Source organism: Coriobacteriia bacterium, assembly GCA_018368455.1.
Classification (GTDB): domain Bacteria; phylum Actinomycetota; class Coriobacteriia; order Coriobacteriales; family UMGS124; genus JAGZEG01.
Window position 1 is genome coordinate 48,668 of sequence record JAGZEG010000004.1, and the last position, 24,980, is coordinate 73,647.

Genomic DNA, 24,980 nt, shown 5'->3' on the forward strand with positions numbered 1-24,980 from the left:
AAACCGATCGCCTCCCGTTCGCACCTCTGATGCCATTCCATTTAGTTTAATACAGCTTACATAAACGTATAGCGCGGCGCTCGGTGCTGGGCCATCCCTATGCTCCGCCCGGGTCGTCTGGAGGAGGCTGGCGTGGCACTTGAAAGGGACACCGTCCAGCACACGCTATGTATTCCGCTGTGGGGCCGTGCAATCTCCGCGCAGCGACAGCCGGATTTCTTTCCCGACCCCGACGCCGCGCGCATTCTCAGCGAGCTGGGAGAGCCTCGGCTGGCGAGCCTGTTCTACCGGCTGGAATATCCCGGGTTGCAGTGCATCGTGCGCCAGTACGATATGGCGTGTGAGATTGAGGGCTATGTGCGTGAGCATCCTGGGGCCTGCGTCATCGAGCTGGGCTTCGGCCTCTCGTGTCTGCGCCGGCAGATGACGGCTGGCCACGCGCTCCTACTTTTCGCTCGAGGACCCGGTGCGCGAGGTCCCTCTGGGAGCCCCCATATCGTCGGGGCATCCGAATGCGACTACCTGAGTGTCTACGCAACACCGGGCGTGACGTATCGAGCTGGTTGGCTCACCCGCCGCATCATGACCCACATGCGCCGCCGTCATCTGGGCTTTATCGTCCACGTGGACTTTGCGGAGCCGGGGGCGGGAGGCGCGCGATGAGGGTGCTCGTGTACGGGGCGGGCGTGCTGGGCTGTCTGCTGGCGCATCGACTGCAGACGTCAGGCTGCGCTGACGTCACGCTGCTGGCGCGCGGAGCGTGGGCGGACGTGCTTGAGCGCGACGGCCTGACCATCCGGAATATCCTGCAGCGCCGCACGACGACCGATCGTGTGCGCATCATTCGCGAGCTGGTACCGGACGACGCCTATGACCTCGCGTTTGTCGTGATGCAGGCGAGGCAGGTTCCTGACGTTCTGCCCACGCTGGCGGCTGCGAGTGCCGTGCGCCGTGTCGTGTTCGTGGGCAACAACGCCGACGCGCAGGGCACGGCCGCGCGTCTTACCGAGCTGAAGGCACGGCGGCCGTCTGGTGCCGGTGGGGTTGTGTCTAGCCCGCGCGAAATCGCATTCGCCTTCCAATCGACGGGAGGGCGCCGGGAGGCCGGACGGGTCATCAGCGTGTACGCGCGGCTGGGCATGACGCTGGGCGGGGCCGACGTCGCTCTCCGAAGGGTTTCGCCGCGAGGTGGAGGGGCTGCTTGCCGCTGCGGGCTATCGCGTAACGCGCGAGGACCAGATGGATGCCTGGCTCAAGTGCCATCTTGCCTTCATCCTGCCCATCGCGTTTGTCTCCTATACGTGCGGCTGCGACCTGAGACGCTCGACAAGGGCCCAGCGCCGTGCCATCCTCGATGCCTGTCGCGAGGGATATGCACTGCTAGCGGCCCGGGGCATCCCGATTCGCCCCGCCGGCGACGAGGTGTATCTGGAGCCGGGGCCCCGCCGCCCGCTCCTGGCAGCGATGGTATACGCCATGGCGAAGACGCCGCTCGGCCGCCTCGCCGTGACGGATCACTGCGCCCATGCCGTCGCCGAGATGCGCGACCTCACGCGAGTCTTCGAACGCCTGCGCGTGGCCCTGCCGGCGCCAGATGAGCCGCCACGGTCCAACCACATGCGCCCGGTTTCGTTCGCGATGCCAACCTGGGACACCCTACGCGCCCAGATGCCAAGTTGGGATGACCTGTTGGCCGACCCGCGTTGTTCATCCTGTAGGAACGGCTACTAGGAACAGTGTTCTCCCGCTGTTTGCACGGGAGCTTGTGGGCAAAGAAATTCATCGCTATTATTAGCAATGCTTTTCCCTTATAGGATGGAACATGCTCTTTGTCGTTTTTATTAGGTAAATCAAAATAATATGTATTTTTATAAATTATTAGTTTTGATAATAGATTATCTCTACTTAATTTCATTATATCATAACATTTAGTAATATCAAAACTTCATCTGATGCTTTGCATGCATTCGCAAAGCAATACCGAACTTCAATATCATTCCAAGTATCATCGGATATCGATGATTTGCTGGCGTATTCGGGCCACGCTTTCTCTATTTCACGTAACCGTCTATTTTCATAAAAGAAAATCCTCTGCTCTGCCTGTGAGTTTTCGCTACCGCTTACACCATGGTCTTTGATATAGAGATCGCGAACATAGTCATCTCTCGTATACGCCATTATTCGTCTCCTTAAAGCAGTAATTTACCTATTAAAATTATAGATAATATGTAGGCCGCGTAGCTATTTTGCAAGCGGGGGGTGTCAATGCCTCTTCTGATATTCGCAAAACTCGATGCAAATTTGCTTTGTGTGATGGGTTGTCAGAACACCTTCTATCCACCGAATGCTTCGACGCCCTGCATGGCGGACGTCGGCACGGGTCTTATGAAGATACGTGGGGCCAAGTGCGCTCGATCACCAGTCGGAGACTAGGGTGGATGGACTTTTGCCCGCCGAGTAATATGCGCTTCTCTCCAGGGGTGAGAAGAAGTGCCTGCAACTTCTCGCGAATGACGAGAAGTTTTGGTAGAATCTTCTTGTGAATAACACGAAGTATGGCTATGCCGAATTATGCCAATCGGAGGATGACCCTTATGTCGCCCACGATGCACGACTATGCCGAGCTTGTTCGAGAGGCTCGCGCGTTTGTGTTTCCTCATCCCAGCGAGCGCATCGATGTCATACGGGAGCTGCCGGCTCCTGCCCTGTTCAACCTCGTCCACATCATTACGGGCGTGCGGCGCTGTGGTAAGACGTTCTATGCGTTTCAGCTGATAAATCGCCTGCTCTCCCAGGGTGTTTCCCGTGACAGCATCCTGTACTTCAACTTTGCCGACGATCGACTGAGGCCCGCGTCGCCCACGCTGCTGAGCGACGTTGTCGAGGAGTACTGGCGACAGGTTCCTTCCGCGCGCTCCCAGGGCTGCTATCTGTTTCTCGATGAGGTCCAGGAGGCGGAGAACTGGCAGGGCGTTTGCCAGCGACTTGCGGAGCACGAGCGCGTGACGCTAGTTATCACGGGATCGTCGTCAAAGCTGTCGGCCGACGAGATCGCCTCGACGTTTCGCGGACGCTCTCAAGAGCATCCGATGCGCCCCCTCTCGTTTCGCGAGTACTGCCTCTTTCACGACATCGAGACGCCGTCTGCCGAGGAGCTGCGAGCCGTGGGCGCGGTGCCGCCCGACATGCGAACGCAACTTGAGGGGGCGTTCTCGCGTTATCTTGTCATGGGTGGCTTCCCTGGCGTCCAGCACATGGGCCCGGAGGAGCGCACCATGATGCTGCAGGCGTACATGCGCGACGTCGTGGCGCGCGACGTTGTCGAACGCTACGGTCGTGCAGACATTGCGCTGGCTACGCAGGTGGCTCTGTTTGGCTTGCGCAACACGGCGTGCGACCTCTCGGTGAACAACCTGGTTGAGAGCCTGCGCACCGTGGGCTACCGGACTTCGTGGGAGACCGTGAACGAGGTGGTCCGACTGTTCTGCCAGGCGCACCTGTTGAGCCTGCTGCCCGAATACGCCACCTCTCTAGCGCCGAGTACGGCCGCCTCCAAGGTGTACGCTGTTGACACCGGTCTAGCCCATGCGACTGCCCGGGCGAGCCAGCAGGACGTGGGAAAACGTTTGGAGACTGCCGTCTTTAGCGAGCTTGAGCGTAGAAGAGCCGGGAGCCGGATTGAAACAATAACCTCATACACCGCCCCAACGTCGCGTCGCGAGAAGGTCGACTTCCTGGTGGGCGATGCGTTGGCAAGTGAACCGTACGAGCTTATCCAAGTCACAGCCGACATGAGCGCCGAGAAAACGCGTCGGCGAGAGATTGGCTCTCTCGAGGTGGCGATGACCCAGACGGGGGTTGCTGCCGGCACCATCATCACCTTGCGTGAGAACGGGTCTGTCACGAACGACGGGGGCACCATTCGCATTATTCCAGCATGGAAGTGGGCGCTCGAGGCGTAGGACGTACGGCAGCTGGTGGTCTACTCCCCGAAGCCGCGGGCGAGGAACTCGGTCGTGTACGCGAGCGTGGCGGCGACGCCGAGGGCCAGCGCGTCCTCGTCGATGTCGAACTGCGGGGTGTGGTGGGGCGCGCCAGTGCCTGCGGCCTCGTTGGCGATGCCGACGTGGGCGAAGACGCCGGGGTAGCGCCGCAGGTAGTGGCCGAAGCTCTCCGAGGCGTACCACGGCGCGCACGCCGAGACAGCGCCCTCGGGCAGCACGTCTGCTAAGGCTCGCTTGGCCAATGCGGCGGCGCGGGCCTCGTTCACGACGGGCAACGCGAGGTCGGCTGTTCCCCGAACCTCGGCCGTGCACCCGTGCATGGCGGCCGTATGCTCGGCAACGCTTCGCACGATAGCAAGTGCTTGGCGCCCAGCTCCTTCGTCGAAGAAGCGCATCAACCCGGTGATGCGCGCCTCGTCGGGGATGACGTTGAACGCCTGGCCGCCGCTGATCGTCGTGGGTCCCAACGTGACGGGCGTGTTGGGCGCGATCTGGTTCACCCAGGCAACCGCGAGGTTGTTGAGCAGGTTGGCCGCGACGAACGTGGGATTGCGCGCCATGTCAGGCCGCGAGCCATGGCCGCCGAGGCCGTGAATCGTGACGTCGAGGTCGGCCGCGCCCGCCATGCGAGGGCCGGCGTCGACGCAGATACGCCCGGAGGCGAGCCCCGCGTAGAGGTGGATGCCCCACACGGTCTCGATGGGGTAGCGCTCGATGGCTGCCAAGACGTGCGGGAAGCCCGCCATCGTCTCTTCTGCTGCCTCGAAGCATAGGATGACGGTGCCGCTGAGCCGTCCCTCGTCGCGCAGGCGGGCCATGGCGCGGGCGGCGCCGAGCAGCATGGCTGTGTGACCGTCGTGCCCGCAGGCGTGGGAGGTGGTCCCCGTGCTCGAGACGCAGGCGCGTGGCCCGGCGAGGTTGCACGGATCCTCGGAGACGGGTAGCGCGTCCATGTCGGCTCGCAGCGCGACGCAGCGGCCTGGTCGGCCGGTCTCCAGTACGCCGATCACGGAGGTGCTTGCCGGCGTGGCGTCCGAGGCTGAGGTTGCCGGCTCGCCCGTGCTCCCGACGGCCTCGTTCTTAGCAGTCTTGCTCCTGATGCCGTCGCTCGCCAGATAGTTCTCAATTCCCAGCGCATCGAGCTCGCGGCGCACCAGCGCGCTTGTCTCGAACTCCTGCCCGCTGAGCTCGGCGAGCCCGTGGATGCGTCGGCGCATCTCGACGACGTACCCCGTCCCTTGGCACACGAGCTCCCGAATCTGCTCCGTGCTTGCAGGTGCCATTGTGGTGGAGTCGAAAGTCGAAGATGTCTGCGAGGCGGGGGAATGCGGCATGGGGGCTCCTCGGGTTGGCGGCGTACGGCCTGGCGGTGTGCCAGCGGGGATGTACCGTGCATTCTACGGACGTTTCCTCGAAAGAGGGCGACAATGCACGCGACAGGCGGCTCCCTCTACTCCTCGTACAGATGGCATGCGACCGTGTGACCGGGGGCGAACTCGCGGATGGCGGGCTCGACGCGCGCGCAGACGTCCATGCGACGTGGGCACCTCCCGCAGAAGCGGCAGCCGGGCGTGGGGTTCACGGGACTCGGAGCGTCGCCGCTCAGCACGATGCGCTCCCGTTCGTGTGCGAGCTTGGGGTCGGGGATGGGCGCGGCGGCGAGCAACGCGCGGGTGTAGGGGTGCAACGGCTCGCGGTAGAGCTCCTCGGCCGGCGCGTGCTCCACGAGCTTGCCCAGGTACATGACGCCCACCTGGTCGGAAATCTGCTTGACGACAGCCAGGTCGTGCGCGATGAACAGCATCGTGAGCCCGCGCTCGCGCTGCAGTCGGATGAGCAGGTTCACGATCTGCGCCTGCAGGGAGACGTCCAGCGCCGACACGGGCTCGTCACACAGCAGAAACTCCGGGCCCACCGACAGTGCCCGCGCGATGCCGATGCGCTGACGCTGCCCGCCCGAGAACTCGTGCACGTTGCGCTCGGCGCACTCGGTACCCAAGCCCACCTGGTCGAGCAGGTTGAACACCATCGTGCGCTCCTCGGCCCGGCTGCGCGCCAGCTTGTGAATGCGGATGCCCTCGGCCACGATGGCGTAGACCTTCTGCTGTGGGTCGAGCGAGGCATAGGGGTCCTGGAACACCATCTGCGCCTGCCGCGTGAAGGCGAAGCGCTCGCGGCGCCCCATCGTGTGGACGTCGGCGCCGCGGAAGCGCACCTGCCCGTCCGTGCGGCCCAGCACGCCAAGGCACGTCTTGCCGCATGTCGTCTTGCCGCAGCCTGACTCGCCCACCAGGCCGAGCGTCTCGCCGCGCCGAATGGAAAACGACACGTCGTCGACGGCCTTGAGCAGCTGGCCTGCGCCAACGGGATAGTACTTCTTGAGGTGCGACACCTCGAGTTCCACGTCGCCGGCCATCTACCGGCCCTCCTTCGTCGTGCCCGCCGCCAGATAGCGCGGGTCATGCAGCCAGCACGTGACTTCGTGGCGCCCGCCGGTTGCGGCTAGACCACCCGTGCCGGTTTGCCCGCCTGCTGCTGTCTCGCCTGCTGCCGGACCGCCCGCCGTTTCGCCCGCGAGCTCTACCGTGGCGGGCATCTCCTGGGCGCAGATACGCATCGCATGGGGGCAGCGCTCGCAGAACGCGCAACCGGTCGGTTCGCTCGTCGGGTCGGGCAGCGTGCCCTCGATGGCGCGCAGCCCCTGCTTGGCCGGTGCGTCCAGACGCGGCACGCTGGCGAGCAGCGCCTCGGTGTAGGGGTGCGCCGGTCGGTAGAAGATATTGTCGCGCGGGCCCTGCTCCACGATGCGCCCCGCGTACATGACGACGACGCGGTCGGCCACGTCGGCCACGATGCCCAGGTCGTGTGTGATGAGCAGCACGGCCGTTCCAAACTGCCGCTGCAGGTCGCCCATGAGTTGCAGCGTCTGCTGCTGCACGGTGACGTCGAGCGACGTCGTGGGCTCGTCGGCGATGAGCAGCCGCGGGCGCGCCACCATGGCCGAGGCAATCATGACGCGCTGGCGCATGCCGCCCGACAGCTCGTGGGGGTAGCGCCGCATGCACGCCTCGGGGTCGGGAATCTCCGTGAGCCGCAGCGTCTCGATGGCGCGCCGGCGCTTCTCGGAAGCCGAGAGTTCGGGGCAGTGGTTGTCGAGCGCCTCGATGAGCTGGCGGCCGACGCGCATCGTCGGGTTGAGCGAGGCCAGCGCGTCCTGGAAGATGAGCGCGCAGTCCCGCCCGCGAAAGTCGCACCACTGGCGCTCCGAGAAGCCCAGCACGTTCGTGCCGTCGAAGCGGATGATGCTGCCCGGCTCGATGAGGCCCGGTGCGCGCACGAGGCCCATGACGGCTTTGGCGCTCACCGACTTGCCGCAGCCCGACTCGCCGACCAGTGCGCACGTCTGCCCGGCGGCCACCGAAAACGTCACGCCGCGCACGGCTCGCACGACGCCGCCCACCGAGGGGTAGCTCACTCGCAGGTTCTCGATCTCGAGCAGCGGCGCTCCACCCGCGCATCCCGCGCCCGGCCGCCCGGCTCGTATCTCCTTCTCGCTCATCTACCTCGCCACCTTCGGCGCCAGCGCGCTGCGCAGCACGTCTCCCAGCAGGTTGAACGCCAGCACGGTGATCAGGATCATCAGTCCCGGGTACACGGCCAGCATCGGGTGGCTTAGGATCTGCGCCTGGGCACCCTGTAGCATGCTGCCCCACGACGCGTAGGGAATGGATACGCCCAGCCCCAGAAAGCTCAGCGACGACTCCGACAGGATGGCGCTGGCCACGCTCAGGCTTGCCGCGACGCTCACCGGCCCTAGGATGTTCGGCAGGATGTGCAGCACGGCCATGCGTAGGTGTCCCGCGCCTAGCTGCCGCGTCGCCACCATGAAGTCGCGCTCCTTGAGCGAGAGCGTCTCGGCGCGGGTGATGCGGGCGACCGACGCCCACCCGAACAGGCTGAGCACGGCGATGAGCGTTGGGATGCTCGGTCGCAGAAACGCGTTGAGAATGACCATGAGCAGCATGCTCGGCAGCGCGAGGAACACGTCGGTGAAGCGCATGAGCAGCGTGTCGAGCTTGCCGCCCACATAGCCCGCCGCGATGCCGATGAGCGAGCCCAGGGCCACCGTCAGCAGCATGGCGCAGAAGCCGACGAGCAGCGAGATACGCCCGCCGTACAGCACACGCGTGAAGTAGTCGCGGCCGTACTCATCGGTGCCGAACCAGTGCGCCGCCGAGGGCCCGAGCAGCTTGGACTTGACGTCGAGCGCGTAGGGGTCGTAGGGCGACAGCGGCGCCAGCAGCGTCGCGATAATGACGACCAGCAGCAGGATCGTGCTGACGAGCGCGAGCTTGTTGGCGACGAGCTCGCGCAGGAACGTTCGCGCGAAGCCGATGGCCTTGGGAGGCAGTTGCGTGCGATCGCGCTTCTCGAGCCGCTCGAACGCGCCGGCCTCGAACTCGAGCCGCGGCAGCGCCCGGCCCTGGGCAGCTGGCATCTCGGCCTCGTCCTCGGTGGCAACGCTTCCGGCCTCGATGACGTACCCAGTCCTAGCCACGGTGGCCCCCCTTCTCGGCGACGAGCTTGATGCGCGGGTCGACGACGGCGTACAGCACGTCGGCCAGGAAGTTGCCCACGACGAGGATCGTGCCCGACAGCATGATGTAGGCCATGATGACTGTGTAGTCGCGCGCCCCGATGGCGCTCATCGCCAGCGTGCCTACGCCGGGCCAGCCGAACACGGTCTCAATGATGAACGAGCCGCATACCAGCGATGCCAGGTTCATGCCCAGCAGTGTCACGATCGGCAGCAGCGTGTTCTTGAGCACGTGCTTGAACAGCACCTTCACTCGCGGCGTGCCTCGCGACTCCGACGCCAGCACGTACTCCTCGCCCAGCTGGCCTATCGTGTTGGCTCGGATGTAGCGGATGTAGACGGCCACCTCGCCCAGCGCCAGCGCCAGCGTCGGCATGATGAGGTGCCGCAGCGTGTCCAGGGGCCCCTCGGAGCCTACGGTGTGCATGCCCGAGGAGGGCAGCACGTGCAGCACGGCTGCGAACAGGATGATGAGCAGCATGCCGAACCAAAACGAGGGGATGGACATGCCGACGTAGGACACTCCGCTGATGATGGCGTCGGCCTTCGAGTTGCGCCGGTAGCCAGCCCACAGCCCCAGCGGGATGGCCAGCACGAGAGCCAGTCCTAGCGAGCTGCCCATGAGCAACAGCGTGGCGGGCAGGCGGTTGGCGAGAAGCGTTGCAACCGGCATGTCGTGATTCGTCGCCGAGACGCCGAGGTCTCCCTGTATCGCTTTGGATGCCCAGGCGAGGTACTGCTCGGGCAGGCTCTTATCGAGCCCGAGCGTCGCAATGACGGCAGAACGTTGCTCATCGGTCATGTCGGGCGTGATGTACATCTGCGAGATGTCGCCGGGCGCGAAGTAGATGACCGCAAACGACAGAAACGAGATGAGCACGAGCACGACGGCGAGTTGGACGGCTTTCTTGACGACGTATCTCAGCATGGAGGGACTTTCTTTTGGGGGCGAGCCCTCCGCGTTTGCGCAGAGGGCCCGCCTGCGTTATGAGGCTCTCTCTTACGCCAGCTTGATGGCGGCGAACTGCGAGAACTCGGGGATGATCGGCGAGGCGTCCAGGCCGCTGACGTCCTTGCGCGACACCATGACGTAGTTCGTGTACGTCAGCGGGTACTCCCAGCACTCATCGAGGTAGCGCTGCTGGATCTCCTTCCACTGATCCTTGCGCGCCGCCTGGTCGGGGTTGGAGTTGGCGGCCTTGGTGAGCTCGCCCAGCTCATCGGAGAAGCCGGTCATGAAACGCGACGTGCCCGACGTGAGGTAGTTGTAGGCCTGGCGCGAGCTGATGCCGCGCTCGGAATCCCAGCCGTTGGAGCCCAGGTCCCACGTGTTGCCCTGGTCGGTGCCGTACGCGCCGTAGAAGAAGCGGTTGAAGAACGTTGTGGAGTCGAGGCCCTCGATGCTGAGGTTGACGCCGATGGCCTGGAGCTGCTGCTGCACGACGACAGCGACCTGCTCCATGTTCGGGCGGTCGGCGTTGAAGATGTACGTGAGCGTCTGACCGGCCAGGCCGCTGGACTCGGCGAGCTGCTTTGCCTGCTCGATGTCCTGCGTATAGCCGGGGCACTCCGGGTCGTAGTCGTACTGGTCGGGTGTCAGCGGGCTGTTGGCTGGCGTGGCCAGCTTGTCGGTGCCGTAGGCGAAGTCGACGATCTCCTGGCCGTTGAGTGCGAGGAACAGGGCCTTGCGTGCGTCCTCGCCCAGCGTGGACATGACGGGCCCCTGGGGGTTGAGCTGCAGGTAGTTGAGGCGCGCCTCGGAGACGGAGTACAGTGTGTACGTGGCCTCGTCGGCGGCGTACTTCTCCAGGTCCTCGGCCGTCGTGACGCGCATGTAGCTGACCTCGCCGTTCTCAAAGGCGAGCTGCTTGGTGCTGCCCGAGCCGATCGTCTTGGCTACGAGCTTCTTAATGGAGAGCTCGCCGCCGTAGTAGTCGGCGCGCGGGGCGTAGACGATGCTGTCCTCGTTGATCTGCTCGACGGTGAATGCGCCGCTCGTCACCATGTCGGTCGTGAAGAAGTAGCCGGCGTTATCCGCGACCTTCGAGGGGTCGTTGTCAAAGGCGTGAGCGGGCAGCGGCGTCCAATTGCACATCGTGTAGATGTAGGTGACGTAGACGGAGGGCAGCACGACCTCAAGCGTCTTGTCGTCCTTCTTCGTGAACGTGACGTCCTCGCCGTTGACCTGTGTCGTGCTCGTCTTGCCGTCGTACTTCAGGCCGTTGTACTCGATCGTGAACAGAATGTCGTCGACGGTGATGGGCTCGCCATCGCTCCAGTTTGCGTTGTCGCGGATGTGGATCGTGTAGGTGAGGCCGTCCTCGGAAATCTCGACGCCATCAGCGAGGTGGTACTCGATCTTGTCGCCGTCGAGCTCCTGGAACAGGCACTCGTAGACGGGACGCACGACGATGGTCTGATCGTCGTTGCCGCCGGAGGAGGGCTGCAGCGAGGAGGGCATGAAGCTGATGGCCATCGTGAACGTGCCGTCGGACTCGTCGGCGCGTGCCACCTGTGGCGCGAGGCCGGCGGGCAGCACGGAGGCCAGGCCGAGGCCGAGTGTGGCGGCCAGCGTGCCCTTTACGAGCGAGCGGCGGGAGAGGGGAGTGGTGAGCAAAGGCTGCATGAGGAATCCTTTCATGTGGGCTGGGCGACCCGTTGGGGCCGCAGGGAGGTTGAGTCGTGGCGTGCCCGAACCGGACGCGCGTGGCTGGTGCTCAGGGCGATGCCCCACGTGCGGCGGGAGCGCTTTTCCCTGCAGGCTGCCCTGGAATCGCGGCATGAAAAAAGCCCTGGCCGTGGGCGCCCTCTGCGCTTCCACCTGCCAAGACCCTCGTTTGCTCTTCTGCTGCCACGCCTCTCGCCGCACGGGCGAGGATGGCTGTTCTGTTGGACCCGCGACCCTGCACACGGCAGGTCGTTGCACTACATGATCCCCGTATCCCCATGTCTTCTCGCACCTCCCTTCCCTCATTCTTGGCTCGGATTCATCGCTGCGACATAGTGCCGATTGCCAGCTTGCTTGTCAAGCTCGGACGTCGCGCCTCTGCTTGTCGAGTGCGGGCCGCTTCTTGCCCCAGAATCAGCCCGCACTCGATGAAGCTCTATCCTGCCAGCTCGCCCGTGATCTCGGTCATTGCGGCGATGCCAGCGTCGATCTCGTCTTCGGTGTTGAGGTGCGAGAAGCTGAAGCGCACGGCTCCCTGGCTCACGGTGCCCAGCGCGCGGTGCATGAGCGGCGCGCAGTGCGCTCCGGAGCGCGTGCAGATGCCGTAGTGCTCGGCCAGCAGGCTCGTGATGCGCCCCGAGTCCACCTCGCCCACGTTGAGCGCCACGACGCCCGTGCGCGCTACGCCGCCGTGACCGCCGTACACGCGCACGCCCGGCAGGTTCGCGACGCCGGTCTCGAAGCGCTCTGTGAGCTCGGCCACGCGTGCGGCCACGTGCTCCACGCCGACGCGCTGCAGGTAGTCGATGCCGGCTGCGAGTCCCGCCAGTCCGTGCGCGTTGAGCGTGCCGGCCTCGAGGCTCTCAGGCATCGCAAGCGGCTGACGCTCGTCGTAGCTGTGCACGCCGGTGCCGCCCTCGAGCAGTGGGCGCACCTCGACGCCTTCCGCCACGCAGAGCCCGCCTGTGCCCTGCGGCCCCAGCAGACTCTTATGTCCGGTGAAGCACAGCACGTCGACGCCGAGGGCAGCCATGTCGACGGGCAGGGCGCCGGCCGTCTGCGCCGCGTCGAGCACGAACAGCGCCCCGACCTCGTGGGCCATGTTCGCCATACGCGCCACGTCGTACACGTCGCCCGTGAGGTTGGAGGCGTGCGTCGCCACGACGAGGCGCGGCCGTCCGGTGCGCAGCAGCTCGCCATAGGCGTCGAAGTCGAGCGAGGCATCGGGGCGGATGGGCGCTACGTCCACGGCGCAGCCTCGCTCGTCGCGCGCGCGGAACAGCGGGCGCAGCACCGAGTTGTGGGAGGCAGCCGTTGTGAGCGCCCGGTCGCCGTCGCGCAGCAGGCCCGCGATGGCGACGTTGAGCGCTTCGGTGACGTTGTAGCCAAAGGCCACGCGCGAGGGGGAGGGGGCGCCCAGCAGCTCGGCAACCTTGCGCCGCGCGTCAAACACCGCCATGTCGGCCGAGATGGCGGCGTCGTGCGCCCCGCGCCCCACGTTGCCAAACGTCGTGAGCGCGCGCACGACGGCGTCGACGACCTCCTGCGGGCGGGCCATGGCCGTGGCGGCGTTGTCGAAGTAGATCATGGGACGGGTATCCTCTCGGGATTATGTGGCACGGACGCTCGTGCGGGCGGGCCGCGCGGACAAGGTGGGACGGCCGGTGGCTTACAGCTCGATGTCGAACACGCCCTCGTGGGTGATGCCGTGTGTTTCAAGCGCTCTTACGACGACGTCGCGCTCGGCGGCCTCGGCGCGCCACGCGAGCCCACAGCCTGCGGAGATGGCCGACGGAATCGGGATGAGCCGCCCGGGGATGCCCAGGCGCTTGGCCGCGTCCTCCATCCCGCATGCATCCGGCGTATTCGCAAACGTGACCACGACGCACGGCCGCTTTTCGAGCATGGAACTCTCCTTCGTTAACGTCGCGAGCCGCTCGGGCCGGTGTGCCGTAAATATACGGCAATCTGCTCTAGCGCCCTACGGTGCAGCAGATGCAAGGCGCGCCGAGGCGAAGCGTATTCGACATACGTGAGCCGAAGCGCAACGCCGCAGATGATGTGCCGTAGGCCGCTAGAGCGTCTCGATAAAGGCGGCGATGCGCGTCTCGATTTGCCCCGAGTCGCCCATGGAGTAGTCGGTCTCGAGCTTCATGTACGGGACGCCGTGCTCCTCCATGACGCGGCCCATGCGCGCGGCCTCGATGTTGAACGTGTGGCATGCCTGCAGCACGGCATCGATGACGCCGTCGACATGGTACTTCTCCACCATGGCCAGCGTGTTCTCCATGCGGCCCTCGTTGGGCGTCATGACGGAGCAGTTGATGTTCAGGTAGCGCTCTGCGATGGCGCGCAGGATGTCGGGCGCCTCTTCGTCGACGAGCAGCTTGTTCGTGCGCTCGCCGGAGCAGTCGTCCAGGCAGACGATGACGCCGCCGTTGGCCTCGATGACCTTGCCCACCTTGTTGATGAGGCCGCCGGAGGGGCAGCCCGTCAGCAGGATGCGCTTTGCGCTGGGAGAGACCTCGCTTTTGCCCTCAGCAGCCTGTGCGGCACGCTGGTTGACGAGCTGCTCGACGCGGTCGGCGAAGTTGTGCACGTCGAAGTTGAACGACCCGGCTAGAAGCGAGCTCATCATCTCGGTGCCGCGCACGGCCGGCGGCTCAGAGGTCTGCAGGTTGTAGAGCTTGATGAGGGCGCGGCGCAGACGGTTGCGCGTGCGCGCGGCCTCGCGCAGGTCGTCATCGGTGATCGTGATTCCGTAGAAGTCCTCGAGATACCCCTTGAACCGCTTGAGCTCCTCGTACCACTCGTCGTGCTCGTAGGAGCGCGAGCGCGAGTTGGGCAGGTGCAGCACGTACGTGTTCTTGAGATCACCGAGCAGCTCGTACATCTTCTTTTTGCCGTCGCACGTCGTCTCGCCCACGATCATGTCGGCGAAGTACGTATAGGGGCACTTCTCCGTAAGCGCGAAGCCGTACGTCGACTTGATGAGCGGGCAGAGGTTCTTGGGCAGCACGGTCTCGGCGGCGGGAATCGTCTCGTCACTCATGCCGCACAGGCCGACGGCCGACACGTGGGCGGCGTCGAGGATCTCGAGCGGGGTGAACGAGCACAGCACGCCGGCAAGGCGCCCTCCGCTCTCCTTGAACTGCTTGACGCGCATGAAGCCGGCCTTGCGCTGCTCGTTGAACTCCTCGAACGTGCGGGGCAGCGGCTCAAGCTCCTCGGTTGAACTCTTCTGAACTTCGGGTTCAATGGTCGTTTCGGCGCTCATATTGGCGTTCCCTCTCTTTTTTCCTATGGTTCGACGGGGTTGCGTGCCTGTTCAGCGCGTCCGGCCCCGCGTTCGTTTCTCTTACAGGTGGGCTGCCGAGATGGCTGCCCCGATGGCACCGGCATAGCGCGCTTGCGGGCGTGTCACCACCTCGTGACCGAGATGTGCGCCGAGCTGGGCGACAAAGTAATCGTTGTCGCACAGGCCGCCCGTCAGGAAGTACGAACCCGCCGCGTCGCCGCTGACCTGCCCTACGAGCGCGGCGACCTTCTTGACGACGCTGCCGATGATGCCGTTGGCGATGTTCTCGCGCGGCTCTCCCTTGCCGACGAGCGAGATGACCTCGCTCTCGGCGAACACGGTGCACATCGTCGAGATCGTTGTGGGCTGGCCGGCGCGCGCAAGGCGTGACAGCTCCTCCTGGCTGACGCCGAGGCGGTTGGCCATGATCTCGAGGAAGCGCCCCGTGCCGGCAGCGCACTTATCGTTCATGACGAACTTCTTTACGTTGCCGCCGGCCAGGTGCATGACCTTCGTGTCCTGTCCGCCAACGTCGACAACGACGCCATCGGGCCCGAACAGATATGCCGCACCGCGCCCGTGGCACGTGATCTCCGTGATGGCCTTGTCGGCATAGGGCACGGCGATGCGGCCGTATCCCGTGGCGACGCATGCGAAGCTTCCCTTGGGATAGCCCGCCTCTTCGAGCATTCCCAGGGCCCGCTCGGCGGCATCGACGCTGCTGTACCCCGTGGGTGCGAGCAGCGTGCGCTCGAGTGCGAGCGAGCCGTCTTTCGCAGCGGTCCTCGCCGCCGCGGCTTCGTCTCCAGCGAAGGCCGTGACTGCCTCGGCAGGCAGTCCCATAACGGCGATCTTCGTTGCGGTCGAGCCGATGTCAACGCCTACGTAGTGCATGGTTCTCCTTGCTGTTCTCCCCCTGGGCGTTCGCGCGCGCCTGTCCTACAGCGTATGCACTGCCACCGTGAGCCGGTCGAGCGCCTCGCGCAGCACATCCGTGGGGCAGGCGATGTTTATGCGTTCGAAGCCGGCGCCGCCCGTTCCGAACGCGGCGCCTTCGTCTCCGAACAGGTGCGCCCTCGTGTGCAGGAATGTTTTGAGCGTGTCTGCGTCCATGTCGAAAGCGCGCATGTCAAGCCACTGCAGGTACGTCCCTTCAAGCGGCATGACCTTGATCTGGGGTAGCTCGCGTGCCACATAGTCTTCGACAAAGCGGCGGTTGCCGTCGAGCACCTCGAGCAGCTCGTCGAGCCAGTTCTCGCACTCGTTGTATGCGCAGGCGCACACCGGGTATGCAAACGCGTTGAGGCTGAACGGGCCGCCGCGCCTGAACCCGAGCCGCTTGAACTTTGTTCGTACTTCCTCATCGGGAATGAAGATGTTCGAGCACTCGAGCCCGGCTAGGTTGAACGTCTTGGACGGGGCGGTGCACACGGCGATGTGACCGAGTTCGTCGTCTGGAATGACGCGTGCCAGCGTCGTGTGCGTGTGTCCGGGCATGATCAGGTCGTTGTGGATCTCGTCGCAGACGATGAACACGCCGTGGGCCAGACAGATCTCGGCGCAGCGGCGCAGCTCGCCGGCCGTCCACACACGGCCGGCGGGGTTGTGCGGGCTGCACAGCAGGATCATCTTTGTCGCAGGGTCGGCGGCCTTGCGCTCAAGGTCGTCGAAGTCCATCTCGTAGTGGGCCTGCGGCGTGCCGTCGCCCACAAGCCGCAGCGGATTTTCGACAAGCGTGCGGCCGGCGCTTTGGACGGCGCTCTTGAACGGGAAGTAGACCGGCGGCTGAATGATGACGCCGTCGCCGGGCTCTGTCAGCGCCTCGACAAAGCGGTAGAGCGCCGGCACGACGCCCGGGCACGTCGCGATCCAGTCGCGCTCGGGCGCCCACTTGTGGCGGCGCTCCTGCCAGCCGATGACCGCTTCATAGTAGGCGTCAGTGGGTCCGGTGTAGCCGAGAATGGCCTCGTCGGCGATGCGATGCAAACACGTGGCGATCTCGGGCTGCTTGACGAACTCCATGTCAGCTACGGACAGCGGCACGACGTCGGCAGGGACATCGGGGCAGTCTTTCAACATCCCGTCCCATTTGGACGAGCCAGTGCCGGCGCGATTGACGCGCGTCGTAAAGTCGTACCGCATAGCATTGCGTCCCATAAGGGGCGCCTCCTATCCTTTGCGAGGCTGCAGCGCCCGATATCGTCCAGCGCGCAGCTCGATGACGTGGAACACGCGGTTGAACGCGAAGCTCAGCACCTCGTAGATGATGGTGACGAGCAGGTAGGCTTCGAGGTAGGCGTAACTCTGGTTTGCCTCGAGCACGCTTGTCGCCATGATCTCGTGGACGCCGACGAAGTACGCCAGCGACGTGCCGTGCAACAGGCCCACGAACAGGCCGTTGAGGTTGGGCAGCGCCGCCACGATGGCCTGGGGCAGCACGATGCGCCTCATGGCTTGGCCGTGCGTCATGCCACACGCCAGCGCCGCCTCCATCTGCGTCGCGTCCACCGAGGCGATGGCCGAGCGCAGCACCTCGCACGAGTACGCCGCCTGGTTGAGCACGAACGTCAGCACGGCGAACACGACGGGCGGCACCGCGGCGACGTTGGCCTCGATCCCGGCGGACAGCAGTGCGTTGTAGATGACGACCGGCATGAAGTAGTACATGACGTAGAGCAGCACCACTTCGGGCACGGAGCGCATCATGGACACAAACACGGCGACGAGCTGGTTGAGGACGGGGATGCGCTTGAGCCGGGCCTGGGCGAGCGCGAAGCCGAGCAGCCAGCCGAGTGGGGCCGAGGCGAACACCATGGCCAGCGTCAGCGGCAGCGCGCTGAGGACCGCGGGGGCCGCTTGGAGCAGGAAATCGACGTCGAAGATCATCGCGGCACCCCCCCTACGCCGTTGCCCGGCGACGCCCGCGCGTCGTCGTGCGCTCGAGGCCCATGAACGCGAGCATGAGCACGACGCACACCACCCAGTAGATGATGGCGACGGAGACGTAGAGCTCGAGGCGATAGGCGCCGTAGTTGGCGGCGGCTATGACGTTTGCGCGCCCCATCATGTCGATGACGCCGATGGAGAACGCCAGTGACGTGCTCTTGAACAGCGAGATGACGAGGTTGCCGAACAGCGGGATGGCCGTGGCGACGGCCTGGGGCAGCACGATGCGGCGCACGGCCTGCGCCTGCGTCATGCCGCAGGCCAGGGCCGCCTCCGTCTGAACGCGCGGCACGGCGAGAAACGACGAGCGCATCATCTCGCCCATGTCGGCGCTGGCGATGAGCGAGAGCGCCGCCACGATGAAGTACACCTTGTTCGCCGCCGCGATGTCTATTCCCGCCGTCGCTTTGAGCACCTGCGGAAGCGCGAAGTACAGCAGGAATATCATCACGAGCGACGGGATGCCGCGCATGAGCGACACCCAGGTGCGAGCGATGACGTGCGCCCAGCGCTTCGAGCCGAGCTGCGCCATGGCGACGAGCAAGCCAAGGGCCATGGCGATGAGCAGCGACGTCACCATGATGAGCAGCGTCAGGGGAAACGCTTGGAGCACCTTGAGTATGAACTCGGGGATTCTCTCCGGGAATACCAGGTAAGTCATCGCGTGCAGAACCTCTCGCTCTTCGGGGACGCTTGCGGGGCGGGCGTGTCGGGCGCGGCGCCGGCGGGACAATGGTACCGCGTGTTGGCGCCGCGCCCGAGGTGCTCAGGCAAACGGGGGCGAAGAAACCCGCTCGGGCGCCCCGGTGCTCCTACTTGCCAGCCTCCTTGGCGTCCGACGCAGCCGAGCTGTCCTTCTGGGCGCTCACGTCGACGAGGACGCCGTCATCGGAGACGGAGTAGTACGTGTCGCCCTTGCCGACGATGATGTCGGCGCCCTCCTTGAGGAAGTCAGCGTTCTCGGCGAACACGTCGCCGCCGAGCCACTTCTTGCCCAGCTCGCCGAGGCTGCCGTCAGACTTTGCCTCCCTGAGCGCCGTCGTGAGGTCGGCCGCCAGACCCTCCATGCCGGGGCGCAGCATGAAGAAGTCTAGGCCGTACGTGACGGTCTCCGTCAGTGCGAGGTCGGTGCCGGCTCCCTGCTGAATGGAGTCAAAGCTCGAGACGAGCGTGTAGCAGGCATCGGCCTGACCGTTGGCGACGGCGCGGAACCAGCTCGCCACATCACCGACGTTCTCGGCTTCGACGAGCTCGATGGCCTCGTCGGGATGCTCGTCGTTGTACTTCACGAGGGCCTGGTAGTAGGCGTTCGTCGGGTTGACGAGCAGCTTCTTGCCAGCCAGGCCATGGACGTCCGTGATGCCGGAGTCCTTGCGCACCGCCGCTGCCATGGGCCCGATGCAGTAGGGCTCCTCGGGGAAGATGAACTTCTCGAGGCGCTCGGGCGTGCGGGCGATGGCGCACGACACGAGGTCGCATGCGCCCGACTGCAGCGAGGCGACCATGCTCTGGAACTGCATGCCGTCGAACTGGAACTGGTACTTTCCGCCGAGCTTCTGTTCGCAGAGCTTCAGGACATCGATGTCATAGCCCTGCAGCTCGTTGTCCTCGTTGACGAAGCAGTACGGCTTCGTCTGGTTCGAGGTGATGATCTTTACGACCTGCGGGTTGTCGGCGGCAAAGGCACGGCACGTCAGAGGGGCAGCCGTGCTGGCGATCGCGAGGCCGGCGGCCAGGCAGAAGAAGCTGCGGCGGGAGATGCCACGCGTGCTGGACGCGGTGGAGTGGGCGCTGTTCATGGGATGTTCTTCTTTCTGTGATGAGGCGAGGAGCTGGATTTTTGTGGCTCCTTCACCGCGCGAGATGGGGGTTACTGAATGCCTGCGACAGACGTGGGCTCGGGATCTGCCTGCTGAGTGTCGGCGGGGATGGGACGGCGGGGCGTCGGGCGATTGGTCGTCTCGCGTTCGGGGCGCAGGGCGACGAGGCCGCCAACTAGGCTGATGCCGGCAATGCCCAGGGCGATGCCGACGAGGTCGTTACGCGACGCTGCGCCGAAGCGGGCAGGGCCGTGCGAAGAGGGGGTGTTCACACTCACGATGTGACCTGCGTTTCTCGAAGACGCGCAACAAGGCGCATGCCGATGCGGGCTGCCCAGACCGGGCGGGTGTTTCGCTCACTCAGGGCGAGGCGCCGCGAGCCGGATGGGGCGACACCGTCGCGGGCCGAGAGCGGTCGGCCTGTTTTTGCGCATAAAAAAAGCCCTTGCCGCGCCCTCTGTTGGCGCCGCCCGGGACCTCTTCTGTGCTGGCTGCTCTTCCGTTGTACCCGCGTCCCTGCACACGGCAGGTCGTCTCTCTACATGACGATCGTCCCTGCCCCTTGCTCCATGGCATCATGTGAACACCCCCTCTCTCCGTAACGTGGGCGCATCGCTGATCTGCGTACTGCGCGCGATGCCCCTTCTCCATCTGCTATCGCGCATCTTGCGACAGGCGTGGAGGCGCCGTCAAGTCGTCTTTGGGCGCGGGAAAACGAAATCCTCCCCAATCGCACGGATTGCTCACGCGAGGTTTTTCTGTCCGCCTGGCTCGATATTGCGTCCATACGCTGCGCGTTTGCGTTTGGTTTGCGTGCGCTGTGGGGTGTTGGCGTATGCTGGATCGTGACGTACAGGTGAAGGATGGCATGTCGTCGGGCCTTGCTGGCCGACGGCGCGGGGGTGGGATTGACATGGGCGCGCAGCGCTCCGCTGACAGCAAGATGCCCGGGACGATGGTGCACGACTCCTCGTACGACTCGATGCCGCACTCGCTCACGAATGCTGAGATCGAGGCGCTCGAGCATGAGCTCTCCACGCGCACGATCGACTCGCGCCACGACTCCCACCTCCATCGCAGCGCCGACCTGCGCAGCCTCAAGCTCCGCTGGGAGAGCGTCATCGAGGACCGGGACGTGCTGGCAAAGGACGCGAGCATTTCCACGAAGTCCTCCATCGTCATGCGCGTCGGCCGGCTCGTGCTGTCAAGCGGTGCGAGCGGCTATCGCGTCGAGAAGGTCATGGGGCACGTGGCGGCTCTGCTCGGGACTTCCTGTCAGGCTGAGGTGGGCCTCGTGTCCATTGACCTGACGATCACGGACGGCCACGCCGCGTTTACCGAGGTCGCCTCCCTTCCGGCGACGGGCGTCAACACGGAGCGCATGCAGATCCTCGAGCGCGTCGTCGACGAGCTCGAGGAGGGGTTGGGCGAGTTGACGGTCAGCGACGTGCATCGTCTGCTCGACACGATCGAGAAGCATCCCGGCCGCTACAGCCCGTGGCAGCAGGGTCTCGCGGCGGGCCTCGCGTGCTGCGCGTTCGTCTTTCTGCTCGGCGGTGGGCTCATCGAGATGTTCGGCGCCCTCGTCGGCGCAGGCATCGGCAACTTCGTGCGCTGCCTCATGCTCAAGCGCCGCATCAACCAGTTCGGTTCCGCCGCGCTCTCCGTTGCTGTTGCGGGTCTGTGCTACGCCGCGACGCTCGCCCTGCTGTCGCTGGTCATCCCCAACGCCATGCACCACGCGGCGGGCTATATCGGCGCGATGCTCTTCGTCATTCCGGGCTTCCCGCTCATCACGAGCGGCCTGGATATCGCGAAGTTCCGCTTTGCCTCGGGCCTCCAGCGGCTGGCGTATGCGCTCACTATCGTCATCGGCGCCACGATCGTGGGGTGGATGATTGCCAAGCTCGTGGCACTGCAGCCCGATGAGTTTGCGCCACTCGGGCTCGATCCGGGCGTGGAGTGCCTGCTACGCGTCGTGGCGAGCTTTGTCGGCGTGTTCGGCTTCTCCGTCATGTTCAACAGCCCGCCGCGCATGTGTCTGGCCGCCGCGCTCATCGGGGCAGTCTCCAACACGGCACGTCTCGAGCTCATCGATTTCGCGGGTATGCCGCCTGAGGCCGCCGCGTTGCTGGGCGCCCTCATCTCGGGCTTGCTCGCGTCCGTTATCGGCCTTCGCTTCACCTTGCCGCGCATCAGCCTGACCGTGCCGTCCATCGTCATCATGGTGCCGGGCCTCTACCTGTACCGCGCGATGTACTACCTGGGCGACCTTAGCGCGATGGCGGCGCTGAGCTGGGGCATGGAGGCGTTCATCATCATACTGTGCCTGCCGATCGGTCTGGCGATCGCGCGCATGCTCACCGACAAGAACTGGCGCTACGACCGATAGGGGCGGCCGGGCCTGCTGGGCGACACGCTGGCTTTGCTCGGGGAGCCTCGCTTCGTGGGCAGAAATCGAGTTCGTGAATGGGCCGTCTGGAAGCCGAGGCTCGCTCGCTGCATGCGACCTGCGGTTTTGCTGGCTGCATGGCGCGCCGTGGTCTCTTCGGTTGCGAGGCGGCATGCATCAGCTCTGTTTCTGTCCGTGGAACGGCGGATCCGATGCGAAAGTGCTCGCGCTGCGGCGACGAGGGACCTTCCGCGCGCCCAAAAAAGCCCGGGGGCGATGGACTTCCCATCCGTCGCCCCCGGGCGCTGCGAGATCTTGTGGCGGACGCCTCGCTGGTCGGGAGGGGCGTCCGCAGACTTAGTCGCGAGAGGCATCCTTTGTCGAACTTGCAGAGTTCGCCTTTGCGTCCTTGGACGAGCTCGCGGAGCCTACCTTTGCGTCGGCGTCCGAGCTCGCCGCGCTCAGCACGCCGTCCTCGACGACGGAGTACACGGACGACCCACCGTCGATCATGATGTCGGCACCGATGGGGAAGTCCGGATAGGCGGCGAATACGTCTTCGCCGAACCACTGCTGCGCCACCTTGCCGAGCGAGCCGTCCTCGCGGGCGGTCGCTAGGGCGGCTGACACGTCGGCGCACAGCTCCTCGTCGCCGACGCGCATCAGGTAGTACAGCGCGTTGATCATGACAGGGCCCACGGCCACGAGGTCAGTGCCGGCGCCCTTCTGAGCGTCGTCGAAGCCGCCCTTGAAGATGAGGATGCCGTCGCACTGGCCGTTCTCGACAGCGCGGAACAGGTCGGCGTCGCTGACGATGGGATCCTGGCTGTTGACGGTGATCTGCGCGTCGGGATGGTCGGCGTTGTACTTGAGGATGGCCTGGTACTCGGCGAGCGTCGCGTTGCAGCGCAGCGTCTTGCCCGCCATGTCAGCCAGGCTCTCGATGCCCGAGTCCTTGCGCACGGCGAGGACCATGGGGGCGAGGCCGTAGGGCTGGTCGGGCACGAGGTACTTCTCGAGGCGCTCCTCGGTACGGGAGAGCGCGCAGCTCGCCATGTCGCTCGAGCCGGACTGCAGCGAGGCGATCATCGTATCGAACGGCATGCCCTCGAACGAGAACGCGTACTTGCCGTCGAGCTTCTCCTCGACGAGCTTGAGGCTGTCGATGTCGTAGCCGGCCAGTTCGCCGTCTTCGTTGATGAAGCAGTAGGGGCGCGTCGAGTTGTTGCTGGAGATCTTGACGGCGCAGGCCTCTCCCTGCGCGGGGGCATCCGATCCGGCGTCGCTGGCTGCCGTGTCGGTGTCAGCTCCGCAGCCAGCGAGCACGAGGCTCAGGGCACCGGCGCCGGCAACTGCGCCGCCTAGCCCGATGAATGATCGGCGTGAGATGCCCGCTGCGGGACGTATGTCGTGCTGTGCCATGGTTGGCATCCTCTCCCTGTGGAAGCGATCGCGCGTCCGCGGTCGGGCGCAGACGCGCATGTATATATGGGCAACCTTATTCCCCCAAGTGTTGCGGGTAAGAAAAGAAATCTCGCCTGCACCGTACCGCGACAATATTCCCAGTCCCCAGCCTGTTGGGGCGTTGGGTGCTCCCTCGCTGTGTTTCCTTTGTCGGATGTGGGGGCGTGAAGCCTATCGCGCCGGTGGGAGGGACGAAGGCGGGCATGATAGCCCGCACGCACGGCACAGGACGCAGACAAGGCCCGAGCGGCCGCCCCGAGGAGGTATCGCGCATGAACCTGAGTGACATCCTGCAGGTGGAGTACGTCAAGATGGAGCCGAACGAGGGCCTGACGCGCACGAAGGTGAGCGACGTCATGCTGCAGCCCAACGGCATTCTGCACGGCGGCATCAGTGCGTGGCTCGCGGAGAACTGCGCCAACAAGGCCGCCATGACCGGCTATTCGCCCGACTATGCGCACCCGGTTGGCCTGAACCTCGAGTCGACGCACATGCTGCCGGTCAACCTGGGCGACACGATCGAGACGCACGCTCACATGGTGCATGGCGGCGGCCGCACGCAGGTGTGGGCCATCGAGCAGAAGCGCCTGTCCGACGGCGCGACGTTCAACGTCTCCCAGTTGACGATCTACATCAAGTACCTGCACAAGAAGCCCGGGTCCCCGGTCAGCGCCGAGGCCTAGGAGCGGGCGGGCATCTCGGCACGAAAAGGCGCCCCGGGCGACGGAGGAACAGCCGTTGCCCGGGGCGCCTGACGTTTTGTGCGACGAATGCGTCGGTCGCCTACTTTGACCCAGCGGGATCGTCGGTCGCCTTGAACAGCTCGCCAGCGGTCGTGGCCAGGCCGGCGAGGCCTTGCAGCTCCGAGGGGATGATGATCTTCGTTGCCTGGCCGTCGGCGACGCGCTGCATTGTCTCGAGGCTCTTGAGCGTGAGCACCGCGCTGTCGGCGCCTGCCTCGCGGATCATCTCGATGCCCTGGGCCGTGGCCTTCTGCACGCTGAGGATGGCCTCCGCCTCGCCCTGGGCCGCAAGGATTTGTGCCTGCTTCTCGGCTTCGGCTGCCAGGATCTTGGCCTGCTTCTCGGCCTCGGCGTGGAGCACTGTGGACTGCTTGTTGCCCTCGGCCTCGAGGATCTGCGACTGCTTCTCGCCTTCGGCCTGCAGGATGGCGGCGCGGCGCTCGCGCTCGGCCTTCATCTGCTTCTCCATGGCCTGTCGGATGCTCTGGGGCGGCGTGATGTCCTTGAGCTCGACGCGGTTCACCTTGATGCCCCAGGCGTCCGTCGCCTCGTCGAGCGCGATGCTCATGCGCGAGTTGATGCTCTCGCGCGACGTGAGCGTCTGGTCGAGCTCGAGGTCGCCGATGACGTTGCGCAGCGTCGTGGCCGTGAGGTTCTCGATGGCGGCCAGCGGGTTGTTGACGCCGTACGCGTAGCGCTTGGGATCGGTGACCTGGTAGAACACGACGGTGTCGATCTGCACGGTTACGTTGTCGCGCGTGATGACCGACTGCGGCTCGAAGTCGACGACGTTTTCCTTCAGGCTGACGCGCCGCACGATGCGCTCGACGAACGGCAGCTTGAAGTGCAGGCCAGCCTTCCACGTGGCGCGGTAGCTGCCGAGGAACTCGATGATGAGCGCGTCAGTCTGCTGCACCATCTTTATGCACGTGGACAGTAGCCACAACACGATGACGGCGGCCACGATGATGGCGATGACGCCGGCGAAGTTGATATCGAGCGACTCGAACATGAGCGTTCCCTTCTTGAAGGGGGTGAATGGGGCGTG

Annotated in this window: 22 protein-coding genes; 5 read left to right on the top strand and 17 right to left on the bottom strand. The window is 65.1% G+C overall.

Going from position 1 to position 24,980, the window contains the following annotated elements:
* Positions 1-132 precede the first annotated feature (132 nt).
* From KHZ24_03385 to KHZ24_03395, 3 genes are all read left to right on the top strand, one after another.
* The gene (locus tag KHZ24_03385) at positions 133-663 is read left to right on the top strand and encodes a hypothetical protein (GenBank protein MBS5450239.1); all 531 of its coding nucleotides are present in this window, start codon (positions 133-135) and stop codon (positions 661-663) included.
* Positions 660-1,598, top strand: a complete 939-nt coding sequence (locus KHZ24_03390) for a hypothetical protein (protein ID MBS5450240.1) — start codon at positions 660-662, stop codon at positions 1,596-1,598. The genes KHZ24_03385 and KHZ24_03390 overlap by 4 nt, the downstream gene beginning before the upstream one ends.
* Before the next feature lie 996 nt (positions 1,599-2,594).
* Entirely contained in the window at positions 2,595-3,962 is a 1,368-nt protein-coding gene (locus KHZ24_03395) for an ATP-binding protein (GenBank protein MBS5450241.1), read from the top strand.
* Between the two features lie 20 nt (positions 3,963-3,982).
* On the opposite strand, the gene KHZ24_03400 is transcribed toward KHZ24_03395, so the two are convergent.
* The 15 genes from KHZ24_03400 to KHZ24_03470 form a co-directional block, all read right to left on the bottom strand.
* On the bottom strand, positions 3,983-5,287 hold the full coding sequence (locus KHZ24_03400) for an amidohydrolase (GenBank protein ID MBS5450242.1): 1,305 nt from the start codon (positions 5,285-5,287) through the stop codon (positions 3,983-3,985).
* A 167-nt stretch (positions 5,288-5,454) separates the two neighbouring features.
* Complete coding sequence (locus tag KHZ24_03405) at positions 5,455-6,420, bottom strand: ABC transporter ATP-binding protein (protein ID MBS5450243.1); 966 nt, start codon at positions 6,418-6,420, stop codon at positions 5,455-5,457.
* Complete coding sequence (locus tag KHZ24_03410) at positions 6,421-7,563, bottom strand: ABC transporter ATP-binding protein (protein ID MBS5450244.1); 1,143 nt, start codon at positions 7,561-7,563, stop codon at positions 6,421-6,423. It abuts the gene before it with no gap.
* Positions 7,564-8,502, bottom strand: coding sequence for an ABC transporter permease (locus KHZ24_03415; GenBank protein MBS5450245.1), 939 nt, complete (start codon positions 8,500-8,502; stop codon positions 7,564-7,566).
* Positions 8,503-8,554: 52 nt separating this feature from the next.
* Positions 8,555-9,529 carry an ABC transporter permease gene (locus tag KHZ24_03420; GenBank protein ID MBS5450246.1) on the bottom strand — a complete coding sequence of 325 codons (975 nt, stop codon included), beginning with the start codon at positions 9,527-9,529 and terminating at the stop codon, positions 8,555-8,557.
* Positions 9,530-9,601: 72 nt separating this feature from the next.
* Positions 9,602-11,227, bottom strand: coding sequence for an ABC transporter substrate-binding protein (locus KHZ24_03425; GenBank protein MBS5450247.1), 1,626 nt, complete (start codon positions 11,225-11,227; stop codon positions 9,602-9,604).
* A gap of 478 nt (positions 11,228-11,705) precedes the next feature.
* Complete coding sequence (locus KHZ24_03430; GenBank protein MBS5450248.1) at positions 11,706-12,857, bottom strand: aminotransferase class V-fold PLP-dependent enzyme; 1,152 nt, start codon at positions 12,855-12,857, stop codon at positions 11,706-11,708.
* Positions 12,858-12,938: 81 nt separating this feature from the next.
* On the bottom strand, positions 12,939-13,175 hold the full coding sequence (locus KHZ24_03435) for a DUF3343 domain-containing protein (GenBank protein ID MBS5450249.1): 237 nt from the start codon (positions 13,173-13,175) through the stop codon (positions 12,939-12,941).
* A 168-nt stretch (positions 13,176-13,343) separates the two neighbouring features.
* Positions 13,344-14,546 carry a 2-hydroxyacyl-CoA dehydratase gene (locus KHZ24_03440; protein MBS5450250.1) on the bottom strand — a complete coding sequence of 401 codons (1,203 nt, stop codon included), beginning with the start codon at positions 14,544-14,546 and terminating at the stop codon, positions 13,344-13,346.
* An 81-nt stretch (positions 14,547-14,627) separates the two neighbouring features.
* Positions 14,628-15,461: a CoA activase gene (locus KHZ24_03445; protein MBS5450251.1), complete on the bottom strand. Its 834-nt coding sequence runs from the start codon at positions 15,459-15,461 to the stop codon at positions 14,628-14,630.
* A gap of 45 nt (positions 15,462-15,506) precedes the next feature.
* The gene (locus KHZ24_03450) at positions 15,507-16,709 is read right to left on the bottom strand and encodes a pyridoxal phosphate-dependent aminotransferase (GenBank protein ID MBS5450252.1); all 1,203 of its coding nucleotides are present in this window, start codon (positions 16,707-16,709) and stop codon (positions 15,507-15,509) included.
* A gap of 27 nt (positions 16,710-16,736) precedes the next feature.
* Positions 16,737-17,453, bottom strand: a complete 717-nt coding sequence (locus KHZ24_03455) for an amino acid ABC transporter permease (GenBank protein ID MBS5450253.1) — start codon at positions 17,451-17,453, stop codon at positions 16,737-16,739.
* Between the two features lie 13 nt (positions 17,454-17,466).
* Positions 17,467-18,174, bottom strand: coding sequence for an amino acid ABC transporter permease (locus KHZ24_03460; GenBank protein ID MBS5450254.1), 708 nt, complete (start codon positions 18,172-18,174; stop codon positions 17,467-17,469).
* 151 nt (positions 18,175-18,325) lie between these two features.
* A complete protein-coding gene (locus KHZ24_03465) occupies positions 18,326-19,312 on the bottom strand; it encodes a transporter substrate-binding domain-containing protein (protein MBS5450255.1) in 987 nt (328 codons plus the stop codon).
* A 71-nt stretch (positions 19,313-19,383) separates the two neighbouring features.
* Complete coding sequence (locus tag KHZ24_03470) at positions 19,384-19,611, bottom strand: hypothetical protein (GenBank protein MBS5450256.1); 228 nt, start codon at positions 19,609-19,611, stop codon at positions 19,384-19,386.
* 557 nt (positions 19,612-20,168) lie between these two features.
* Between KHZ24_03470 and KHZ24_03475 the strand changes: the two genes are divergently transcribed.
* A complete protein-coding gene (locus tag KHZ24_03475) occupies positions 20,169-21,725 on the top strand; it encodes a threonine/serine exporter family protein (GenBank protein MBS5450257.1) in 1,557 nt (518 codons plus the stop codon).
* Positions 21,726-22,082: 357 nt separating this feature from the next.
* Here the strand turns inward: KHZ24_03475 and KHZ24_03480 are convergent, their stop codons facing one another.
* Positions 22,083-23,147, bottom strand: a complete 1,065-nt coding sequence (locus KHZ24_03480) for a transporter substrate-binding domain-containing protein (GenBank protein MBS5450258.1) — start codon at positions 23,145-23,147, stop codon at positions 22,083-22,085.
* Positions 23,148-23,461: 314 nt separating this feature from the next.
* On the opposite strand from KHZ24_03480, the gene KHZ24_03485 reads away from it, so the two are divergent.
* Positions 23,462-23,872 carry a PaaI family thioesterase gene (locus tag KHZ24_03485; GenBank protein ID MBS5450259.1) on the top strand — a complete coding sequence of 137 codons (411 nt, stop codon included), beginning with the start codon at positions 23,462-23,464 and terminating at the stop codon, positions 23,870-23,872.
* A gap of 100 nt (positions 23,873-23,972) precedes the next feature.
* Here KHZ24_03485 and KHZ24_03490 read toward each other — a convergent pair whose 3' ends face one another.
* Entirely contained in the window at positions 23,973-24,944 is a 972-nt protein-coding gene (locus KHZ24_03490; protein MBS5450260.1) for an SPFH/Band 7/PHB domain protein, read from the bottom strand.
* Positions 24,945-24,980 lie beyond the last annotated feature (36 nt).